At 50.8% G+C, this 16301-nt stretch carries 23 protein-coding genes; 21 read left to right on the forward strand and 2 right to left on the reverse strand.

Annotation, left to right across the window (positions count from 1 at the left end):
• Nucleotides 1-101: 101 nt before the first annotated feature.
• The 13 genes from ACMGGS_RS12065 (at nt 102) to ACMGGS_RS12125 (ending at nt 7606) form a co-directional block, all read left to right on the forward strand.
• Nucleotides 102-1025 (forward strand): replication protein, encoded by a 924-nt coding sequence (locus tag ACMGGS_RS12065; RefSeq protein ID WP_414162857.1) that lies wholly within the window; start codon nt 102-104, stop codon nt 1023-1025.
• Nucleotides 1022-1717: a replication protein P gene (locus ACMGGS_RS12070; RefSeq protein ID WP_414162858.1), complete on the forward strand. Its 696-nt coding sequence runs from the start codon at nt 1022-1024 to the stop codon at nt 1715-1717. The genes ACMGGS_RS12065 and ACMGGS_RS12070 overlap by 4 nt, the downstream gene beginning before the upstream one ends.
• Nucleotides 1718-1719: 2 nt before the next feature.
• On the forward strand, nt 1720-2043 hold the full coding sequence (locus ACMGGS_RS12075) for a DNA-binding protein (RefSeq protein ID WP_414162859.1): 324 nt from the start codon (nt 1720-1722) through the stop codon (nt 2041-2043).
• 8 nt (nt 2044-2051) lie between these two features.
• Entirely contained in the window at nt 2052-2663 is a 612-nt protein-coding gene (locus ACMGGS_RS12080; protein ID WP_414162860.1) for a hypothetical protein, read from the forward strand.
• A 124-nt stretch (nt 2664-2787) separates the two neighbouring features.
• Nucleotides 2788-3132, forward strand: coding sequence for a hypothetical protein (locus ACMGGS_RS12085; protein WP_414162861.1), 345 nt, complete (start codon nt 2788-2790; stop codon nt 3130-3132).
• Nucleotides 3125-3601 (forward strand): class I SAM-dependent methyltransferase, encoded by a 477-nt coding sequence (locus ACMGGS_RS12090; protein WP_414162862.1) that lies wholly within the window; start codon nt 3125-3127, stop codon nt 3599-3601. The genes ACMGGS_RS12085 and ACMGGS_RS12090 overlap by 8 nt, the downstream gene beginning before the upstream one ends.
• A 460-nt stretch (nt 3602-4061) precedes the next feature.
• Nucleotides 4062-4598, forward strand: a complete 537-nt coding sequence (locus tag ACMGGS_RS12095; protein WP_414162863.1) for a hypothetical protein — start codon at nt 4062-4064, stop codon at nt 4596-4598.
• Between the two features lie 133 nt (nt 4599-4731).
• A complete protein-coding gene (locus ACMGGS_RS12100) occupies nt 4732-5334 on the forward strand; it encodes a DUF1367 family protein (RefSeq protein WP_414166258.1) in 603 nt (200 codons plus the stop codon).
• Nucleotides 5335-5336: 2 nt separating this feature from the next.
• Nucleotides 5337-5621 (forward strand): hypothetical protein, encoded by a 285-nt coding sequence (locus tag ACMGGS_RS12105; protein ID WP_414166259.1) that lies wholly within the window; start codon nt 5337-5339, stop codon nt 5619-5621.
• A gap of 33 nt (nt 5622-5654) precedes the next feature.
• The gene (locus tag ACMGGS_RS12110) at nt 5655-6230 is read left to right on the forward strand and encodes a DUF1133 family protein (protein ID WP_414162864.1); all 576 of its coding nucleotides are present in this window, start codon (nt 5655-5657) and stop codon (nt 6228-6230) included.
• Nucleotides 6231-6394: 164 nt separating this feature from the next.
• Entirely contained in the window at nt 6395-6754 is a 360-nt protein-coding gene (locus tag ACMGGS_RS12115) for a phage holin, lambda family (protein WP_414162865.1), read from the forward strand.
• A complete protein-coding gene (locus tag ACMGGS_RS12120) occupies nt 6738-7175 on the forward strand; it encodes a lysozyme (protein ID WP_414162866.1) in 438 nt (145 codons plus the stop codon). Before ACMGGS_RS12115 ends, ACMGGS_RS12120 begins: the two co-directional genes overlap by 17 nt.
• Nucleotides 7172-7606, forward strand: coding sequence for an Rz lytic protein (locus tag ACMGGS_RS12125; RefSeq protein WP_414162867.1), 435 nt, complete (start codon nt 7172-7174; stop codon nt 7604-7606). The genes ACMGGS_RS12120 and ACMGGS_RS12125 overlap by 4 nt, the downstream gene beginning before the upstream one ends.
• Before the next feature lie 205 nt (nt 7607-7811).
• On the opposite strand, the gene ACMGGS_RS12130 is transcribed toward ACMGGS_RS12125, so the two are convergent.
• Nucleotides 7812-8504, reverse strand: a complete 693-nt coding sequence (locus tag ACMGGS_RS12130) for a hypothetical protein (RefSeq protein WP_414162868.1) — start codon at nt 8502-8504, stop codon at nt 7812-7814.
• A gap of 226 nt (nt 8505-8730) precedes the next feature.
• Here ACMGGS_RS12130 and ACMGGS_RS12135 point away from each other — a divergent pair, with 226 nt between their 5' ends.
• The 5 genes from ACMGGS_RS12135 to ACMGGS_RS12155 are packed head-to-tail and all read left to right on the forward strand — an operon-like array spanning nt 8731 to nt 13107.
• Nucleotides 8731-8916 carry a hypothetical protein gene (locus tag ACMGGS_RS12135; protein WP_414162869.1) on the forward strand — a complete coding sequence of 62 codons (186 nt, stop codon included), beginning with the start codon at nt 8731-8733 and terminating at the stop codon, nt 8914-8916.
• A 2-nt stretch (nt 8917-8918) separates the two neighbouring features.
• A complete protein-coding gene (locus ACMGGS_RS12140) occupies nt 8919-9707 on the forward strand; it encodes a hypothetical protein (RefSeq protein WP_414162870.1) in 789 nt (262 codons plus the stop codon).
• Nucleotides 9631-11034: a PBSX family phage terminase large subunit gene (locus ACMGGS_RS12145; RefSeq protein WP_414162871.1), complete on the forward strand. Its 1404-nt coding sequence runs from the start codon at nt 9631-9633 to the stop codon at nt 11032-11034. Before ACMGGS_RS12140 ends, ACMGGS_RS12145 begins: the two co-directional genes overlap by 77 nt.
• Before the next feature lie 2 nt (nt 11035-11036).
• Entirely contained in the window at nt 11037-12509 is a 1473-nt protein-coding gene (locus ACMGGS_RS12150) for a DUF1073 domain-containing protein (protein WP_414162872.1), read from the forward strand.
• Nucleotides 12469-13107, forward strand: coding sequence for a phage minor head protein (locus ACMGGS_RS12155; RefSeq protein WP_414162873.1), 639 nt, complete (start codon nt 12469-12471; stop codon nt 13105-13107). Before ACMGGS_RS12150 ends, ACMGGS_RS12155 begins: the two co-directional genes overlap by 41 nt.
• Here ACMGGS_RS12155 and ACMGGS_RS12160 read toward each other — a convergent pair.
• Nucleotides 13073-13525 carry a hypothetical protein gene (locus tag ACMGGS_RS12160; protein ID WP_414162874.1) on the reverse strand — a complete coding sequence of 151 codons (453 nt, stop codon included), beginning with the start codon at nt 13523-13525 and terminating at the stop codon, nt 13073-13075. The two genes, ACMGGS_RS12155 and ACMGGS_RS12160, sit on opposite strands and share 35 nt — an antisense overlap.
• 66 nt (nt 13526-13591) lie before the next feature.
• On the opposite strand from ACMGGS_RS12160, the gene ACMGGS_RS12165 reads away from it, so the two are divergent.
• Genes ACMGGS_RS12165 through ACMGGS_RS12175 form a run of 3 tightly spaced genes read left to right on the forward strand, consistent with a single transcriptional unit; the run spans nt 13592 to nt 16291 of the window.
• Nucleotides 13592-14833, forward strand: coding sequence for a DUF2213 domain-containing protein (locus ACMGGS_RS12165; protein WP_414162875.1), 1242 nt, complete (start codon nt 13592-13594; stop codon nt 14831-14833).
• A gap of 10 nt (nt 14834-14843) precedes the next feature.
• A complete protein-coding gene (locus tag ACMGGS_RS12170) occupies nt 14844-15338 on the forward strand; it encodes a hypothetical protein (protein WP_414162876.1) in 495 nt (164 codons plus the stop codon).
• 14 nt (nt 15339-15352) lie between these two features.
• Entirely contained in the window at nt 15353-16291 is a 939-nt protein-coding gene (locus ACMGGS_RS12175; protein ID WP_414162877.1) for a DUF2184 domain-containing protein, read from the forward strand.
• Nucleotides 16292-16301 lie beyond the last annotated feature (10 nt).

The following is a 16301-nucleotide window of genomic DNA, read 5'->3' on the forward strand; positions in this document are numbered from 1 at the left end:
AGCCGTCAACAGGCCGGACTGTTCTGAAAGGGTGAAAGCCGAGGTGCTCTAACACCAGCGGCTTTCGGGTGCAATCAATGCGAGTTAACTGCGGAGTGAGTATGTCAAATACTGCTGAAATATTCAATTTCCCAATAAATACCGATCGTTCGGGAGGTCAAATGGCCGACCTGGCTAACGGGTATACCAAGACCGCTAACGAGATACAAAAACTTAAACCACGTCTGCGTATGTCGGGCCGTGAGTGGCAGTGCCTTGAGGCGATTATCTGGCTTACCTATGGGTGGAACAAGAAGCAGGACCGTGTGACAAACACGGTTATTGCCGAGCTGACAAATTTAGGCGATTCGCATATTTCTGAAGCCATTAAGTCGCTGGCTGCGAGAAAAATCATCTTCGCTCATAAGCAGGGTGTGATGAAAACAGTCGGTATAAATACTGAGCTATCTGCCTGGATTTTAGACAAACCGAAAACGGGAAAACTTTTACCGAAAACGGGAAAATCCTTCCCGAAAACAGGAAAACCTTTCCCGGAAATGGGAGACACCCAATACAAGAACAATAACAATATTAAAAGATCTATGTCCCGGAATTCTGACGAATCCCGAAACGAGGTTACTGAAAAGTTTCTTTCCCGCCATCCCGAAGCAGCCAACGGGGTTTATACCCCGGCAGGAAAATCCTGGGGGACTGCTGACGATCTCAAAGCTGCGCAGTGGATTTATGCGCAGTTGCTGCAGGTCAACGCCAGCCTGACCACACCGAAATGGGTTGAGTGGGCCAATACCATCCGCCTGATGCGCATGCAGGACCACCGTACGCATTACGAAATTTGCGAATTACTGCAGTGGGCCAGCAAGGACGATTTCTGGAGCGAGAACATTCTCAGCCCCTCCAGCCTGCGCAAGAAGTGGGACAGGCTCACAACGAAGCGTAACCGTAATCAGAATCCTTCCACCAGCGTGCATGCACCGCAGGCGCTCGACTGGAATAACACTGACTGGATCAACGGAGTGTTCGAATGAAAAGTATCGCTGAACAGATGCACGACTATGACCGCGAAAATATGCGCCGCGTAGCGTACGGGATGCCGGAAATTCAGGATGAGCAGCCTAAGGCTGAAGTTGAGAAGACAGCCGCGCTTTTCAATGCGCTGTTTACCCAGCTCAAAGCCACGTTCCCGGCGGTTATGGCGACTATTCGCACGCAGGAGGACCTGAACGAGTTCCGCCTTCAGTGGCTTCTGGCGTTCGGAGAAAACGGGATTGTCAGCATTGAGCAGGTGAACGCTGGCATGCGTATCGCGCGCCGCCAGGAAAAACCGTTCATGCCGTCGCCGGGGCAGTTCGTGGCGTGGTGCCGGGAGGGAAGAGGGCCGCTGGGGATCAGCTCGCAGGACGTCATGGACGAGTTCTGGAAGTGGCGCAAGCTGGTCTTCCGCTATCCCACCAGCGAGCAATACCCGTGGTCTCAGCCGGTGATGTATCACATTTGCCTGGAGCTGCGCCGCCGCGGCGTTGATCGGCAGATGACCGAGAGAGAACTTTTAGCGGAAGCAGGCGCATTGCTCGGAAGCTGGGAGCGGCGTGTTGCCAGTGGCAAGCCGATCCCGCCCGTTCGCCGCGCGCTGGCCGCCCCAGCGCAGGCGAAAGGGCCAACCCCGGCAGAAATCATGAAGGCTGAGTATGACCGCCGCAAAGCGCAGGGGAGGATTTAAGCATGCCAAAAACCAGACGTTACGCATGGGTACACGCTGAAATCATGATCGTCCGCCAGTGCGCCGGAACCATGACAGCGCTGCAAATCGCCGCGCTGATTGGCCGGACTGATACCGCCGTTCGTTGTAAAGCTGCGGAGCTGGGCGTTTCTCTTCGTCTCCACGGCGATCGCCATCAGTCGGCGCGTTATCGCCAGGAGGACATTGAGCTGGCGCGCCAGATGCACGCGGCGGGTATTTCCCGACATGACATTGCGGAAAAACTCGAAATGCCTCGTGGTGCGGTAAAGCAGTTTATCTATTTCGAACGGAGAATCTTACGGTGAACGAGACAATGAACAACAAAGAATTAGTCGCCGCGGGCCACGAGTTCGCGCGGCACATGAGCAGCGACACGCCGATCATCGATATCGCGAAAATGGTAACGCGTCTGGCTTCTCAACTGGACGTCACGACTGCGGCGCTGCGCCATGCTTACGCGCAGTTTGATTCGCAATCCCTCGAGCTTAAGGCCGCAGTCGCCGCTGAAATTGATTGGGAAAAATCGATGATGCAGGCCGTTGGCGCAGATGGAATAGCCGATGTTGTGAGCGCGATTGAGAATATGAAGACGGATGGTGCGGCTCTGTCGGCTGAGAACGCGGCGCTGAAGCAAAGCAAACCGTCATTGAAAGCAATGATGTCAGCTCTGGATGCATTTTATGCTGATGAAGAAGTACCTGAAAGCGCAATGCTAATTGCATATAACATCCTGCGTGGAGATGTCGAAACCTCAGCCACGGATCGCTTCATCGCAGATCAGCAGGCTATCGGGGTGGAGAAAGTTGGAGAATATCTAAGAGGTTACGCACAGGGGCTTCATGAGGAAGCGCGTTTGGTTCTCCAGGATGCTAAGGAATTATGCCTGGGTTACGCTGTGAGATTGCGCGATGAGGTAAGGCCATGAGATTTACATACCTGTTTCTTACTTTCATTCTGGCGGTTTTTTTTATGGCTACTGGTGACGATGTTCGATCTGATATCTACACCGCAGCTGCTTTTGTCATGATGTACATCGAGTGGAGGAAGGCATGAGCAAATCTCTGAAAGGCCGCTGCATCCGTCGCTGGAAGGTTGAATTTAAATCGGTCTGCGATTCGAAGATAAGCCCCTGGTGGCGCAAGCGCGATTTGAGAGGGTATATCCGCGAATGTGCTCTCACCACTGCCGATTGCATGGTTGAGAGTATGGCAGAGGATAACGCCAGGGTAGATTTCCAGGGAAGTGCGTTAGGCTGGTCTCCTGAGTTCTCTGTCTGGTATGACGAACGGCGCGAGCGTTATCGCAAAGAGGCACTGGACTTTCTGAATGCTGAGGCCACCAGCGATGAAATCGATGAAGAGATACAGAACGAGCTGGAGGCATGGAATGACTGAAAAAACCATTCTCGACATGTGCTGCGGCAGCCGTATGTTCTGGTTCGACAAAACTGATCCCCGTGTCGTGTTCACCGATATCCGAACCGAGGAGCATACGCTGTGCGACGGGCGAAGCCTGGTTATCAGCCCGGACATTATCGCTGACTTCCGCGCGCTGCCGTTCGCCGATGCCTCTTTCCCGATTGTTGTGTTTGACCCGCCTCATCTTGAACGAGTTGGTGAAAACGCATGGATGGGTAAGAAATACGGGAAGCTTAACCGTGATACTTGGCGCGATGATTTGCGTGCTGGCTTCTCTGAAGCATTCAGTGTGTTGCGCCCATATGGAACGCTGATCTTCAAATGGAATGAAACGCAAATTCCCGTCAGCCAGATTATTGCGCTCACTGACCAGAAACCAGCTATCTGGCAGCGTACCGGAAAGACAGACAAAACTCATTGGATAATTTTCGTGAAAAGAAAATGAATACCGGATTTAACAAGATTACATTTGAAGTGAGGGTGGTGATAACTGTCACATAAATGTTTAGATTAGATGGTTATCATGAGCAGACCTTCAACTACTTGAGTCGGTAACATATGTCTACAACACAGCAAAACTTACGCCTTAGTGACTATCCAAATGTTATTCTAAAAGCCGAAGTTACTACTTCAATAGGTTATGGTAAAAATGGCGCGGTGATATATTGCGAGGCGCGTATAAAAACTGATCCTCAGTCCATTAAATACTTTAGCAGTTTATCATTTGCGCAAGTGGTAACGTTCATTATGGACGATGGATCAATTTCAGAACTTTTTTATGTCGGGGGTACATCGCAAGAGTACCTTTTCACAACACATCCTAATGGATAGTAGTGTTTCATATAATCTACGGATTGGCCAGATATCTCATTCTTGGTCAATCCTTTTTTTAAAGGTACTTAATTATGATAGATAATTCTTTTATTGTTGATGAGTTAGGGTTTTCAGAACTTTATTCAATTGAGTTGTTGGAAATTTCAATGAAATTCACAATGGCTTATTATTATTGTGAAGATGTGTTTTTTAATCGTTACTGCCGGATAGCATATGCTGAAAATTATAGCCAAAAGATATTGGATTTAATTGGTGACTCTTCCTCTAAGGAAATTTTAAAAGCTTTTACTTATTTCAAACAGAGATATCTACTCGGGGGTAATGCTCAAGATAGAATCTATGCACTAACAATGGAATCTAATGGCGACAGTCATAACCTCAGCGATAAAATGACCAATTATTTTAGTGATGAAGGGGGTGATGTTGAAAAAATGCTAAGTGTCAACCTTATGGTGATTATAAGACTCCGCAATAATCTTTTGCACGCCAATAAATATGAAGCCATGAATAATAACCCAAATGATCAAACAGAACTGCTGTCTGTGGCCTACTCACTTCTAGCCTCTTTGCTTTATTCGAGTAATCGATGTAAAAGTTCTATTACTTAATCAAATGATTACATTATTCAGGCATGTTACATATGAGACTATTTCCTCCTCTCGCATTGCTTTTGAAGGCATGCTTAGCGATAATCCTTCCGTCAGCCTGAACACCTGACACCCTTATGCGCCAGATGGGGACATTATGGCGCAGTTACAACTTATCAAGCAGTCATCAGGTATCCTGATCCCCGCCACGCCGGAGACCAGCGATATTCTGCAATCTAAAATCAGGCTCGGTGCGGTGCTCGAAGCCGACTTCAGACAGCTCCGTAACCCGGCATTTCATCGTCGTTTCTTCGCTTTGCTTAATCTTGGCTTTGAATACTGGGAACCCACCGGCGGCGCTATCTCATCAAACGAACGCAAACTGGTGACCGGATACGCTAAATTTCTGGCCTCCTTCGGTGGCAGTGAACCAGCGCTGCTGAATGCTGCTGAACAATACCTCGAGCAGGTAGGAAGCCGCCGCGTTACCAACGGCATTAGCATCTGCAAGTCCTTCGATGCATATCGTGCCTGGGTGACTATCGAGTCCGGGCACTATGACACCATCAAGCTGCCGGACGGCACACTTCGAAAACATCCCCGCAGTATCTCCTTCGCAAATATGGACGAAACCGAGTTCCAGCAACTATACCGGGCCGCGCTCGATGTGCTGTGGCGCTGGATCCTCTCCAGAGCATTCCGCAACCAGAGCGAAGCGCAGAACGCCGCCGCGCAGCTGATGAGTTTCGCGGGGTGATGATGAGAACAGTCTATCGAAATAGAAAGTGGCTGGCCGCCGTCGGCCAGATTGAGCAATGCGTACTTTGCGGCGCATGGGGTACGCAGGTAGCTCACAGAAACGAGGGCAAAGGCACCGGTATGAAAGTCGACGATTGCGCCTGCGCCGCACTCTGTGTGCACTGCCATCATGAGATCGACAACGGCAACAGCTTAACGCGAGATGATCGTCGTCAGCTGATGGATCGCGCCATCGTACTGACTCTCATTCAGATTGCCCGCCGTGGGCTGGTGGTGCCAGCGTGAAAGTGAACAACAACTCAATTAAAGGAGCAGGGCATGATTAATCCGTCAGAAGTGGGTAAGGCCGGAGAGATGGTGCGCCTGCGCACTCTCGAAAGTGTCTGGATACAGGGTAAGCTGCGCATGTGGGGGCGCTGGTCAGCAATTAATACGGACCCGGTGGCAAGCGATATGTTTAAAAAACTGCTGGGTAAATACGTGATTACTCAGGACGACCTGAGCAAAGCGCTAAACACATTGCGCAAAAAAGGCTGTTCGTCCGCTGAACTGGAAGCCTGGGTGAACGATATGCTTCAGCAGAAGCGTCACAGCAATCTGGTTTTCTGCACAGATGATGAAGGGCTGGTGATGGACAGAACGATCGCCGTCGCTTTCACAGAGAATAAGCCGTTGCTGAGGCTGTTAGAAAAACGCTATCAGGGAAAAATGAGCGTGCGTGCTATAGCGGAGGAGCTGAACGCCAGCCATCCAGAGTGGAGCTTTATAACGTGCCGGAGGCGTATAGATACCTGGCTGGGAATGGCAGAGTCGATTCTTTACAAGCCAATGTGTGACGCATTCCACACAAACAGCGAGAGATTTTACTTGCAAAGTGAGCCAGAAAAAGCCTAAATATGTATATGCTTCGCAAAGCTGTATCGCAAGCGGAATTACAAACAAATATTTTTAGAAGCCCGCCACTGAGCGGGTTTTTTCCATTTCTAAGGCTCGCTTCGGCGGGCCTTTTCTTTTTCTCCTTCAAAAATTTGGCGCTTCCGATTCCAACGGAGGTGGAGATGAAACGCATGCCCGAAAAAGACCCCGGCTTCTGGGCAAGCCTGGTAGCCTGGCTGTACAGCCACAAAACAGAGTGGGGATATGCGGGCGTCGCGGGCATGTTCTCTTTGCTGCGCAGCGCCTATGCCCAGTCCTCATGGAGTAAACGTGTTCTTGATGCCGTATCGTGCAGCGCACTGGCTTTCTTCGCCGCGCCGACGCTTCAGGTAGTTGGTGGCGTACTTAACTGGAATGTCCCTGATGCCGCCGCCCAGGTATTTGCGGTCTATATCGGGTACGTCGGCAATGACTATATCAGCGAGAAACTGCGCGGCTGGATTAACCGCAGAGCGGGAGGTAACAGTGAAAATCAGTCCTGAAGGTATTGCCCTGATTAAGCGCGAAGAGGGCGAGCGTTTGAAAGCCTATCCTGATACGAAAGGCATTCTGACGATTGGCGTCGGTCACGCCGGGCTGGTGGATGGCCGGGCTATCACTCCCACCCTGACAATCAGCAAAGACAAATCATCTGCGCTGCTGGTGGCAGACATTGCCTGGGTAGAGAAAGCCATCAACAGCAGGGTTAAGGTGCCGCTCACCCAGAACCAGTACGATGCGCTGTGCTGTCTGGTCTTCAATATCGGTGAACCGAATTTCGCTGAATCAACCGTTCTGAAGCGCCTCAACAACCATGAGTATCACGGTGCGGCCGATGCATTCCTGATGTGGAAGCGCTCCGGTAAAGATCCGGATATTCTTCTGCCGCGCCGCCAGCGAGAAAGAGAGGTGTTTCTTACATGAACCCGATCAACTTCATCAAGAACTATTCACACGTCATTGTGATCGGCCTGATTTGCGTGGCGCTCTGGGGGCTGAATGCCCGTAACTCACAGCTGACTGCCACCAACGAACGGCTGGAAAAGCTGGCGAACAGTAAAGATGACCAGATTAACGATCTGCGCTCGAAGAATGACGGTCTGGCCGCCAGCGTCAGCGACCTTGTTAAAGCGGTTAACCAGCAAAACGAGGTGATGTCAGAAGTGGCCGTACAGCGGGCATCCACCGCACAGCAAAACAGGAAACTCCAGGATGAAATCAAAGCCTATCTTTCAAAGGACGTGTGCGCCTCTGCTCCTGTTAACCGCGATGCTGTTGAACGGTTGCGCAGTGCAGCAGAAGCCGCTGGTGGAGTATCAGACGATAAAGCAGCCGGCGATAAGCCTGCCCGCTGACCTCACCAGCCAGATTGATGTACCTCAGCCACCAGCAAACATGACGTTTGCAGACAGCGTGGGGCTGAATGCCCAGCTTTATGGAGTAATAGCGCAGTGCAATATTGATCGTGCTGCTATAAGGGTGATTTCTTCAAGGTGATCGCTATAAGTTATTTAATATTGGGAAGTGGCCATAATAAAAGGCCACCTTTACGAATGCGGACTAAATGTCTTTCTCTAAAATATCATAAGCGTCGTTAACGAATTTTTTTATATGAGCAAGGCATTTTTCAATGAAGGGAATAACTTCATATTCAGAGCCGTGAAATCGAATCTTTTTTTCCTTCGTAATTACTAAGTTGATAGCTATACTGGCTTGTGATGCATCAAGGTTATTGTCTTTAAATGTAAATCCTTTTGATTTTTTATCGTTAATTTCAAGATTTCCTATTGTAATACTACCGTTACCAGTAATCTCTGCGATATTTATGCCTTCAGCAACGATTTTGCGCCCAGTGACGACATCTTGTTCATCTAAGGGAATTGGATTTCTATGTTTTACCTCATTTGTCAAGTTACACATCATTTCAAGCCATGTGTCACCTGTCCTGAAGTCTTGGATTGAACTGAAAACCTCATAAAGGGGAAACGTTTCAGGGGAAGCAACTCTCAATTTTTTTTTAAAAAAATTCTCAATATGGGACTTTTTCCCATAAGGAAAATAAATTCTGGTTTCATTACTTCTTATCCCAGGATTCAATTTATCATATGTATCATTTGCTACATACTCCAATGCACTTCTGAGATGTTCAAGGATAGCTTTAATTTTCACAGGTTTCATCACACCTTCGCCATGAAGTGATGTAAGTGTATCCTGTACTTCTTCTAACAGTTCTAGAGAACCTTTTCGATCCATTTTATATCTACCTTAAATTAATTTTATGAAACTTTAACCTAGAGGTCGGAATGGAAAGCGTGCGTAAAAATCGCATTCAACACTCTTTCTTAATCATAATCTGCAAGCAAGTATAAAACCTTTAGCGAGTTCACAACATATGACGCTTTTACAGTCACTCTAAGCATTCTATTGTCCCGACCTTCCGCTTGTGGGCGTCATAATCGCGTTTACTGAGGATCTTTAGTTGGCAAAACTTAATGTAGAAATTGTTCCCCCGGCCAATGCCGATGTTAACGCGGTGCTGGCGCAGATGGAGCGGAAGTACGCAGGCTTACCAGCAACGCCGACAGTGATTGATGAGATGGAACGCGAAGCTGCCCGCCTCATTCGTCGTCTGGTAAAAACCAAAGTGACATTTGTTAAGGGTTAATTATGGCAAAGCCGGACTGGGAGGCCATTGAGACGGCATACCAGGCCGGAGTATTGAGCCTTCGTGATATAGGTGCTCAATACGGCGTGACGGAAGGGGCAATCAGGAAGAGAGCCAAAAAGTTTGAATGGGTACGCAAAGGCGGTACGCAGGTACGCAAAAATGGTACGCAAAAATTATCGCGTACCTCTTCAAAGCCCGCCGCGCCTGATGTTGACGCAAAGTACGCAAAAGAGAACACCGAACGTACCGCAGAAACGAAACCGATTCGCGGCGCGCGTACCGCTCCCCCTGTTAATCCTTTTCCACCTGGTAACCAGCACGCTCTTAAACATGGTGGCTATGCGCGCCGGCTGCTGTTTAAAGATGAAGTGATAGAGGATGCCAGAGCGTTAACGCTGGAGGATGAGTTATTCCGTCTCCGGGCAAACAACCTGGTCGCAGCTGAGAACATTGGTCGGTGGATAACGCTTCTGGAAGATGCTCAGGAAGACCAGGCGAGAAAGGTACTCCTTGAAAATATCAGCGGCGCTGAAAAGGCCATGATGCGCAACACCGTGCGTATTGAATCCATTACAGGGACGCTGGCCACAGTCGGCAAAATCTACGCTGACACCGATTATCGTCTGGCTGCCACTGAGAAAGTTAGCCTGGAGGCTGACCGCCTTAAACGTGAAGCTGGCGATCCTAATAGCAACGCTCCACGCGGCCTGAATGACTTCTATGCAGATATCGAAACCGACGCTCAATCCGGCACTGCGTCCGTTCTGGACAACGAAGGCGAGGAATAAAGTTCTATTTGGTGGTCGTTCTTCATCAAAATCATGGGATGCTGCCGGGATTGCTATCTTCCTCGCAGACAATTACCCACTCCGTTTTCTGTGTACGCGCCAGATCCAGAACAAAATTGAGGAATCAGTATACGCACTGCTGAAAATACAGATTAACCGCTTTGGCCTGCGCCACCGCTTCCGCATCCTCGACAATAAAATTATTAACCGCCACACCGGGGCGGAGTTCATCTTCTATGGTCTGTGGCGTCACATCGAGGAAATTAAGTCGCTCGAAAGTGTAGATGTGCTGTGGAACGAAGAGGCACACGCCATCACAGAGGCCCAGTGGGAAATCCTTGAGCCAACAATTCGTAAAGAAGGGTCTGAATGCTGGTTTATCTTTAACCCGCGCCTGGTTACAGATTTTGTCTGGCGAAATTTCGTTGTGGATCCACCAGCTAATACGCTCGTCAGAAAAATTAACTATGACGAAAACCCTTTTCTCAGCAGCACCATGCAGGACGTAATTGAAGCGGCTAAAGCACGCGATGAAGAGTCTTTTGAGTATGTCTATCTTGGCGTGCCGCGCACCGATGATGATAACGCTGTTATTAAGCTGTCGTGGGTGGAAGCCGCCATTGATGCGCATAAGAAGCTCGGATTTGACCCTAACGGGCGCAAGCGTATTGGGTTCGACGTTGCCGACAGTGGCGCTGATAAATGCGCTAACGTGTACCGCTATGGCTCTGTTGTCTACTGGGCGGATGAATGGAAGGCGAAAGAAGACGAGCTGATGAAAAGCTGCTCGCGGACATACAATGTCGCCTTAGAGCGGGGCGCTGAAATCGTTTATGACTCAATCGGGGTTGGCGCTGGCAGCGGCTCTAAATTTCAGGAGATAAACGAAGATCGTCGGAAAGAAAATCCCGATTCCCCCTACCTTCAGTACAGCAAATTCAATGCTGGTGATAGCGTGCATGAACCTGACCAGGTTTATCAACTCAACATCCTGAACAAAGATTTCTTCGCCAACCTCAAGGCTCAGGCCTGGTGGCTGGTGGCTGACCGATTCAGGAATACCTACAACGCTATCAAAAACGGCGAAAACTTCGATGTTGATGATCTGATTAGCATCGACAGCAGCTGCCCGCTTCTGGAAAAGCTGAAATATGAATTATCAACCCCACATCGCGATTTCGACAAAAACGGTCGGGTAATGGTGGAGTCCAAAAAAGACCTCGCTAAGCGTGATGTTCCTTCTCCGAATATTGCAGACGCATTCATTATGGCTTTTGCGCCTACTGATACAGCACTGGATATCTGGGCCCAACTTGGCAGAGGCTGAATATGTCAGAAGTACAAAACGTGTCGCAGCCTGTGCCGACGCGGGACAGCTATGAAAATTTCGTGGCCCGGCTTGGGCTGAACGAATCTAACCAGTCCGGCGCCAGCACCTATAAAAATAACTGGACCTCACGCAACAGATTGCTGGTTGAGCAGGCATACCGTTCTTCCTGGCTGGTGGGCGTCGGCGTTGATGCCATTCCCGACGATATGACGCGAAAGGGCGTCACGATCACTTCAAAGCTGGAAGATGGCCGTAAGAAGCAGCTCGATAACGCCTGGGATGAAATGGGGCTGTGGGAAGCGCTTAACGACACCCTGAAGTGGTCCCGTCTTTACGGCGGAGCGGTGGGCGTCATTCTTATCGACGGGCAGAATTATTCAACGCCGCTAAGAATCGACACCATCGCGCCGGGAGCGTTCAAAGGCATCATGGTTATGGATCGCTGGATGCTTAATGCGGCCACCGAGCGGCGCGTTACCGAGCTGGGGCCGGATTTTGGTATGCCGGAATTTTACCGCGTTGTGACGTCTGCAACAGGCATCCCGCCGTGGCGCATCCATCACTCACGCTTGATCCGCTTCGATGGTATCCCGCTTCCCTATCAGCAGAAGCTGACAGAGAACGACTGGGGGATGTCAGTGATTGAGCGCTGCTTTGATCGGTTGCTGGCTTTCGATTCCACGACGACGGGCGTCGCCCAGCTGATCTATAAGGCACACCTGCGCACCTACAGCATTGATGGACTTCGCTCCCTGTTAGCCTTGGGAAAAGACAACCCGGCATTTAAAGCGCTGATGGCGCACATGGACATGATTCGTCAGTACCAGAGTAACGAGGGACTTACGATCATGGATGCCAAAGACAAGTTTGAGGCGCACAGCTATTCGTACGCCGGGCTGAGCGACGTGTTGGCTCAGTTCGGCCAGCAGGTATCGGGCGCTTTCGGTATCCCCCTGGTTCGCCTGTTCGGGCAATCACCCGCGGGTTTCTCAACGGGTGATACTGACCTGGCGAACTACTACGACAACGTGTCGACGCAGCAGGAAAGAAAGCTGCGCCGCCCGGTGCGTAAGCTGTTCCAGGTACTGCATATGAGCCTGTTTTCTTCACCGCTTCCTGATGATTTCTCGTTCGAGTTTAACGAACTGTGGCAGACGCCAGACAGCGAACGCGCTGAAACGGCTAATAAAGTGGTGGATGCCACTGTTAAAGCCGTGGATGCCGGGCTGATGACCGAGAAAGCTGGTGCAATGCATCTTCAGGAAACCGCACGTGTAACCGGGATTGGCAGCACTATCAGCGATGAGGATATAGAGAATGCCAGCGACATCCCGCCGCCGTCGGAGAAAGACCTCGATGATGCAGAAGCCACCAAACCTGAAGAGAGCAGAGCGGCAGTTAAGAACGCAGCTACAACAGATAGCGCGTACCGTGGGCGCAATCGTTCAGGGTTCTTACGATGGTTCAAATGACAGCGTAACGGATATTCTTAATCGCCTCGGCCGCTACGCCGACCTCATTGAACCCTGGGCAGAATCTGTTTCAAAGCGCCTGATTGATACGCTTGAAATCGCTGACAATGCAGTATGGCGTGAACGCTCTTACCAGATATCCTCCGGTATGCGCGAGCTGATGTCTGGCAGTCAGGGACAGGTGGCGCGCAGCATTGTGGAAGAGCAGGTAAAGCTGTTCAAATCGCTCCCCCTTCATGCCGCTGATCGCGTTTACGATATTCACAATCAGGCTATTGAAACCGTTGTTGCTGGCAGGCGCTCCAGTTCGCTGGTGGATGAAATCATGCGTACCGGCGAAGTCACTGAGGCGCGGGCACGCACTATTGCACGAACAGAGGTTGGACGGGCGTCTACTGCGATCACCCAGGCGAGGGCAGTTGCTATCGGATCGCGTGGCTATATCTGGCGTACCGCTGAAGATAGCGATGTTCGTAACTCTCATCAGCAAATGGAAGGCAAATATGTCGAATGGGGCAAGCCGCCGACGCTCGACGGCATGACCGGACATGCAGGGCAGTTCCCTAACTGTCGCTGTTATTGTGAGCCGGTATTTTAAGTTTATTTTTCAGCTCACTTGGGATTGCCGATGCGACAAGCATCATGCAAAACCAAATAACAAATACGATTCCAAATGACAGGAGTAGTAGCCAGGTGGGACTTTGTTGAATGTATGTTTGGTAGGTTAACAATGCATCCATTAAAGCTACTGCAACCGGAGCTAGCCCTGTTCCTAAGGTAACTAATCTGGCGTCACTTGATTTTGAGAATTTATTTTTTCTATCAAGCCACAATGTAAAAAAAGCATAAGCAGCGTAAACAATATTAAGCAGTATTACGCCTGCTCCTAAATTTCCATATTTGAAATAAAGGAATAGCCCTGTGTAAATGAATGTACTTAAAAAGGCCATTACGATAGAGATCCAAGAGGGAATCTGTTTAGGTTTTGAAGTGGTCTGAACTTCTTGATTAGTCATTCATAAATCCTTTTTTGGTAATTTGATTAGATTAACTGTTCTTTAAATATATCTTTGGGTGGTCGAATGCAATATTTTTACACAACCCGCCTCGGCAACACTCGCTTTGAGATGGCCGACGGCTCGCTGCTATGCAAAGACGTTCCCATTGCACGGACTGGCGCGCAGGTCTACGACGAGAGCGAGCTGGACGGCATTATCGGCGATGACGACGGCGAGATCGTAGTCAACCGCGGCGCTGACGAGGTGTTCCGGCCTGAGACGCTGGCATCGTTTGAGGGGATGGCCTTCACGCTGGGCCACCCGAAGGACATGGTTAACCCTGGTAACTGGAAAGACTATGCACACGGACATATTCAGAACGTGCGGCGCGGTACCGGCGACCAGTCCGATCTGATGCTTGGTGACATTCATATCAAAACGTCAGAAGCCATCCAGGCCGTTATGGGCGGACTCGAACAAATTTCCATGGGCTACGATGCCGATTATGACCAGCAGGGGCCAGGTCAGGCACGTCAGCACACAATTATCGGTAACCACTGTGCGGGCGTCCCTAATGGTCGCGCAGGCATTCGCTGTTCAATCGGAGATAGCATATCAATGGCAAGTAAAAAACAGGGCTGGTTAACCCAGCTGAAACGCGCGATTAAAACCCGCGATTCCGCGACAGTGGAAGAGCTGGTGGCCAACGCACCTGAAGAACTGATTGAGCCGGAGCTGGTCCTGCCACGCGCGCTCAATATCGTGATTAACCCGGCACAGCCTTTACCGCCGGAAAAACCGCTCGGCGGGCTGACCACTGACAACGAAGAAGGTGAAGGCGGGGCGCAGACGACCAGTGAGCTTGAGAAGAAAGTTGATGCGCTGACTATTCTCGTTCAGCAACTCATGAACCCTTCTTCGACCATCACCACTGACAGTGACGATCCGGATGAAAAGGAAGAGAAAACCCGCGCGACCAACGATGCCGCTTACCATCAGGGCGTTGTGGCACGTGCAGAACTCATCCTGCCCGGTGTCAGGCTGCCTGAAGGTGGCAAGCTGGCGGCATTCAAGCGCGCGACTATGGATGCGGCATTTAAAACGCCGGAAGGCCAGTCGCTGCTGTCACCGCTGGTTGGTTCCTCTCCGGACTTTGCCAAAATGCCCAAAGCCACGCTGGATGCGGTATTCGTATCGGCCAGTGAGATCGCCAAAGCCCGTAACTCCGTTCCATCCTCCACCATGCGCGCCAGCGCATATGACGCTTCCAACAAAAATTCACCGGCAGCCCTGAATAAGGCATACGCCGCCCACTGGAATAAATAAGGGATAAAAAATGCCTTCATTACTTTACCGGATGCCTGTCGGCATTCCCGGGGCTATCTCACGCCCGCAGGATTTGACCGCTGAACCGGTGATCCTGAATTCTGCCAATACCTTCAGTGCCTACGGCCTCGCCGGTAAAGACAGCGCTGACGGCAAGTTCATTCCGCTGGCGGCAAATGACGCGGCCACAGTGATCACCGGGCTTTATATCCGTCCTTACCCGACCACCTCAACCCCGGATATGGTCCGCCAGGTGGGAACGGGTAAGAATTTCACCGGCGATGTCATGAAGCGTGGCTACATGACTGTGAACATTGGCGGCACCGCAGTAAACCTGACCAAAGGTGCGCCGGTTTATGTTCGCAACGCTAATCCGACCGACGCAAGCCCGCTTGGCGCAATTCTCGGTGCAGAAATCGAAGATCAATCGGTCCTGCTGCCAAACGCAACTTTCACGGGCGCAGGCGATGCTGATGGCAACGCTGAAATCGCTTACAACATCTAAGGGAACCGCAACATATGTTAACTTTTGACCAAGCCACCGTTGACGGTACCGGCGCTTTCCTTGTTGGCGAGCTTGAACGCATCGATCAGGGGCTGAATATGCCTCTGGTCGGCTTTACGTGGTCGCGCGATGTACAGCTGCGCGAAGACGTATCGATCGCCGATGACATCAGTTCTTTCACCAACTCCACCTTTGCGGCGGCCGGTACGCCGAACCCGAACGGTAAGAACTGGATCGGCAAGGATTCGACTGCTATCGCTGGCCCGAATATCGATATCGCTAAAACTGGCTTCCCGCTGACCCTGTGGGGCATGGAACTGGGCTGGACCGTTGTCGAACTGGCTGCTGCTGCACAGGTTGGCCGTCCGATCGACACCCAGAAGTACGATGCGATGCAACTCAAGTGGAACATGGACACTGACGAACAGGTTTATCGTGGTGATACCCAGCTCGGCGTAAGAGGCCTGACCAATTATCTTGGTGCAGCGCTGACCAACGCCGCGAAGGCCTGGGCGGTATCAACACCTGACGAAATCCGCGCCTCAATTAATAAGGTGCTGTCGGATGCCTGGGCGGCGACGGGCTATACGCTGGTACCGCGCGATCTGCTGCTGCCACCTGAGCAGTTTGCGCTGCTTTCGAGCATCATCGTATCGAGCGCCGGCAACCAGTCACTGCTGAGCTATCTGCGTGAAAACACCATCGCCTACCATCAGAACGGCGTACCGCTGAATATCCGTGCGGTGAAATGGCTGAAAGGCGCAGGCGTGGGCGGTACCGATCGCATGGTGGCTTACACCAACGATAAGAAGTATGTGCGTTTCCCGATGGTGCCACTGCTGAACGTGCCTATTCAGTATCGCGGTATTTACCAGCTCACCACCTACTACGGCAAGCTCGGTGCTGTTGAATCCCCGTACCCGGAAACCATGGCCTACGTGGACGGTATCTGACGAATCCGGC

It is taken from the genome of Superficieibacter sp. BNK-5, from assembly GCF_047456055.1.
Lineage (GTDB): Bacteria > Pseudomonadota > Gammaproteobacteria > Enterobacterales > Enterobacteriaceae > Superficieibacter.

Coding starts and splice junctions, on each gene's coding strand:
- ACMGGS_RS12110 (WP_414162864.1), top strand. CDS start 5,655: ATGATTAATCCGTCAGAAGTGGGTAAGGCCGGAGAGATGGTGCGCCTG.
- ACMGGS_RS12070 (WP_414162858.1), top strand. CDS start 1,022: ATGAAAAGTATCGCTGAACAGATGCACGACTATGACCGCGAAAATATG.
- ACMGGS_RS12165 (WP_414162875.1), top strand. CDS start 13,592: ATGCAATATTTTTACACAACCCGCCTCGGCAACACTCGCTTTGAGATG.
- ACMGGS_RS12160 (WP_414162874.1), bottom strand. CDS start 13,525: ATGACTAATCAAGAAGTTCAGACCACTTCAAAACCTAAACAGATTCCC.
- ACMGGS_RS12175 (WP_414162877.1), top strand. CDS start 15,353: ATGTTAACTTTTGACCAAGCCACCGTTGACGGTACCGGCGCTTTCCTT.
- ACMGGS_RS12150 (WP_414162872.1), top strand. CDS start 11,037: ATGTCAGAAGTACAAAACGTGTCGCAGCCTGTGCCGACGCGGGACAGC.
- ACMGGS_RS12105 (WP_414166259.1), top strand. CDS start 5,337: ATGAGAACAGTCTATCGAAATAGAAAGTGGCTGGCCGCCGTCGGCCAG.
- ACMGGS_RS12085 (WP_414162861.1), top strand. CDS start 2,788: ATGAGCAAATCTCTGAAAGGCCGCTGCATCCGTCGCTGGAAGGTTGAA.
- ACMGGS_RS12170 (WP_414162876.1), top strand. CDS start 14,844: ATGCCTTCATTACTTTACCGGATGCCTGTCGGCATTCCCGGGGCTATC.
- ACMGGS_RS12130 (WP_414162868.1), bottom strand. CDS start 8,504: ATGGATCGAAAAGGTTCTCTAGAACTGTTAGAAGAAGTACAGGATACA.
- ACMGGS_RS12090 (WP_414162862.1), top strand. CDS start 3,125: ATGACTGAAAAAACCATTCTCGACATGTGCTGCGGCAGCCGTATGTTC.
- ACMGGS_RS12115 (WP_414162865.1), top strand. CDS start 6,395: ATGAAACGCATGCCCGAAAAAGACCCCGGCTTCTGGGCAAGCCTGGTA.
- ACMGGS_RS12125 (WP_414162867.1), top strand. CDS start 7,172: ATGAACCCGATCAACTTCATCAAGAACTATTCACACGTCATTGTGATC.
- ACMGGS_RS12140 (WP_414162870.1), top strand. CDS start 8,919: ATGGCAAAGCCGGACTGGGAGGCCATTGAGACGGCATACCAGGCCGGA.
- ACMGGS_RS12145 (WP_414162871.1), top strand. CDS start 9,631: ATGACTTCTATGCAGATATCGAAACCGACGCTCAATCCGGCACTGCGT.
- ACMGGS_RS12075 (WP_414162859.1), top strand. CDS start 1,720: ATGCCAAAAACCAGACGTTACGCATGGGTACACGCTGAAATCATGATC.
- ACMGGS_RS12065 (WP_414162857.1), top strand. CDS start 102: ATGTCAAATACTGCTGAAATATTCAATTTCCCAATAAATACCGATCGT.
- ACMGGS_RS12080 (WP_414162860.1), top strand. CDS start 2,052: ATGAACAACAAAGAATTAGTCGCCGCGGGCCACGAGTTCGCGCGGCAC.
- ACMGGS_RS12095 (WP_414162863.1), top strand. CDS start 4,062: ATGATAGATAATTCTTTTATTGTTGATGAGTTAGGGTTTTCAGAACTT.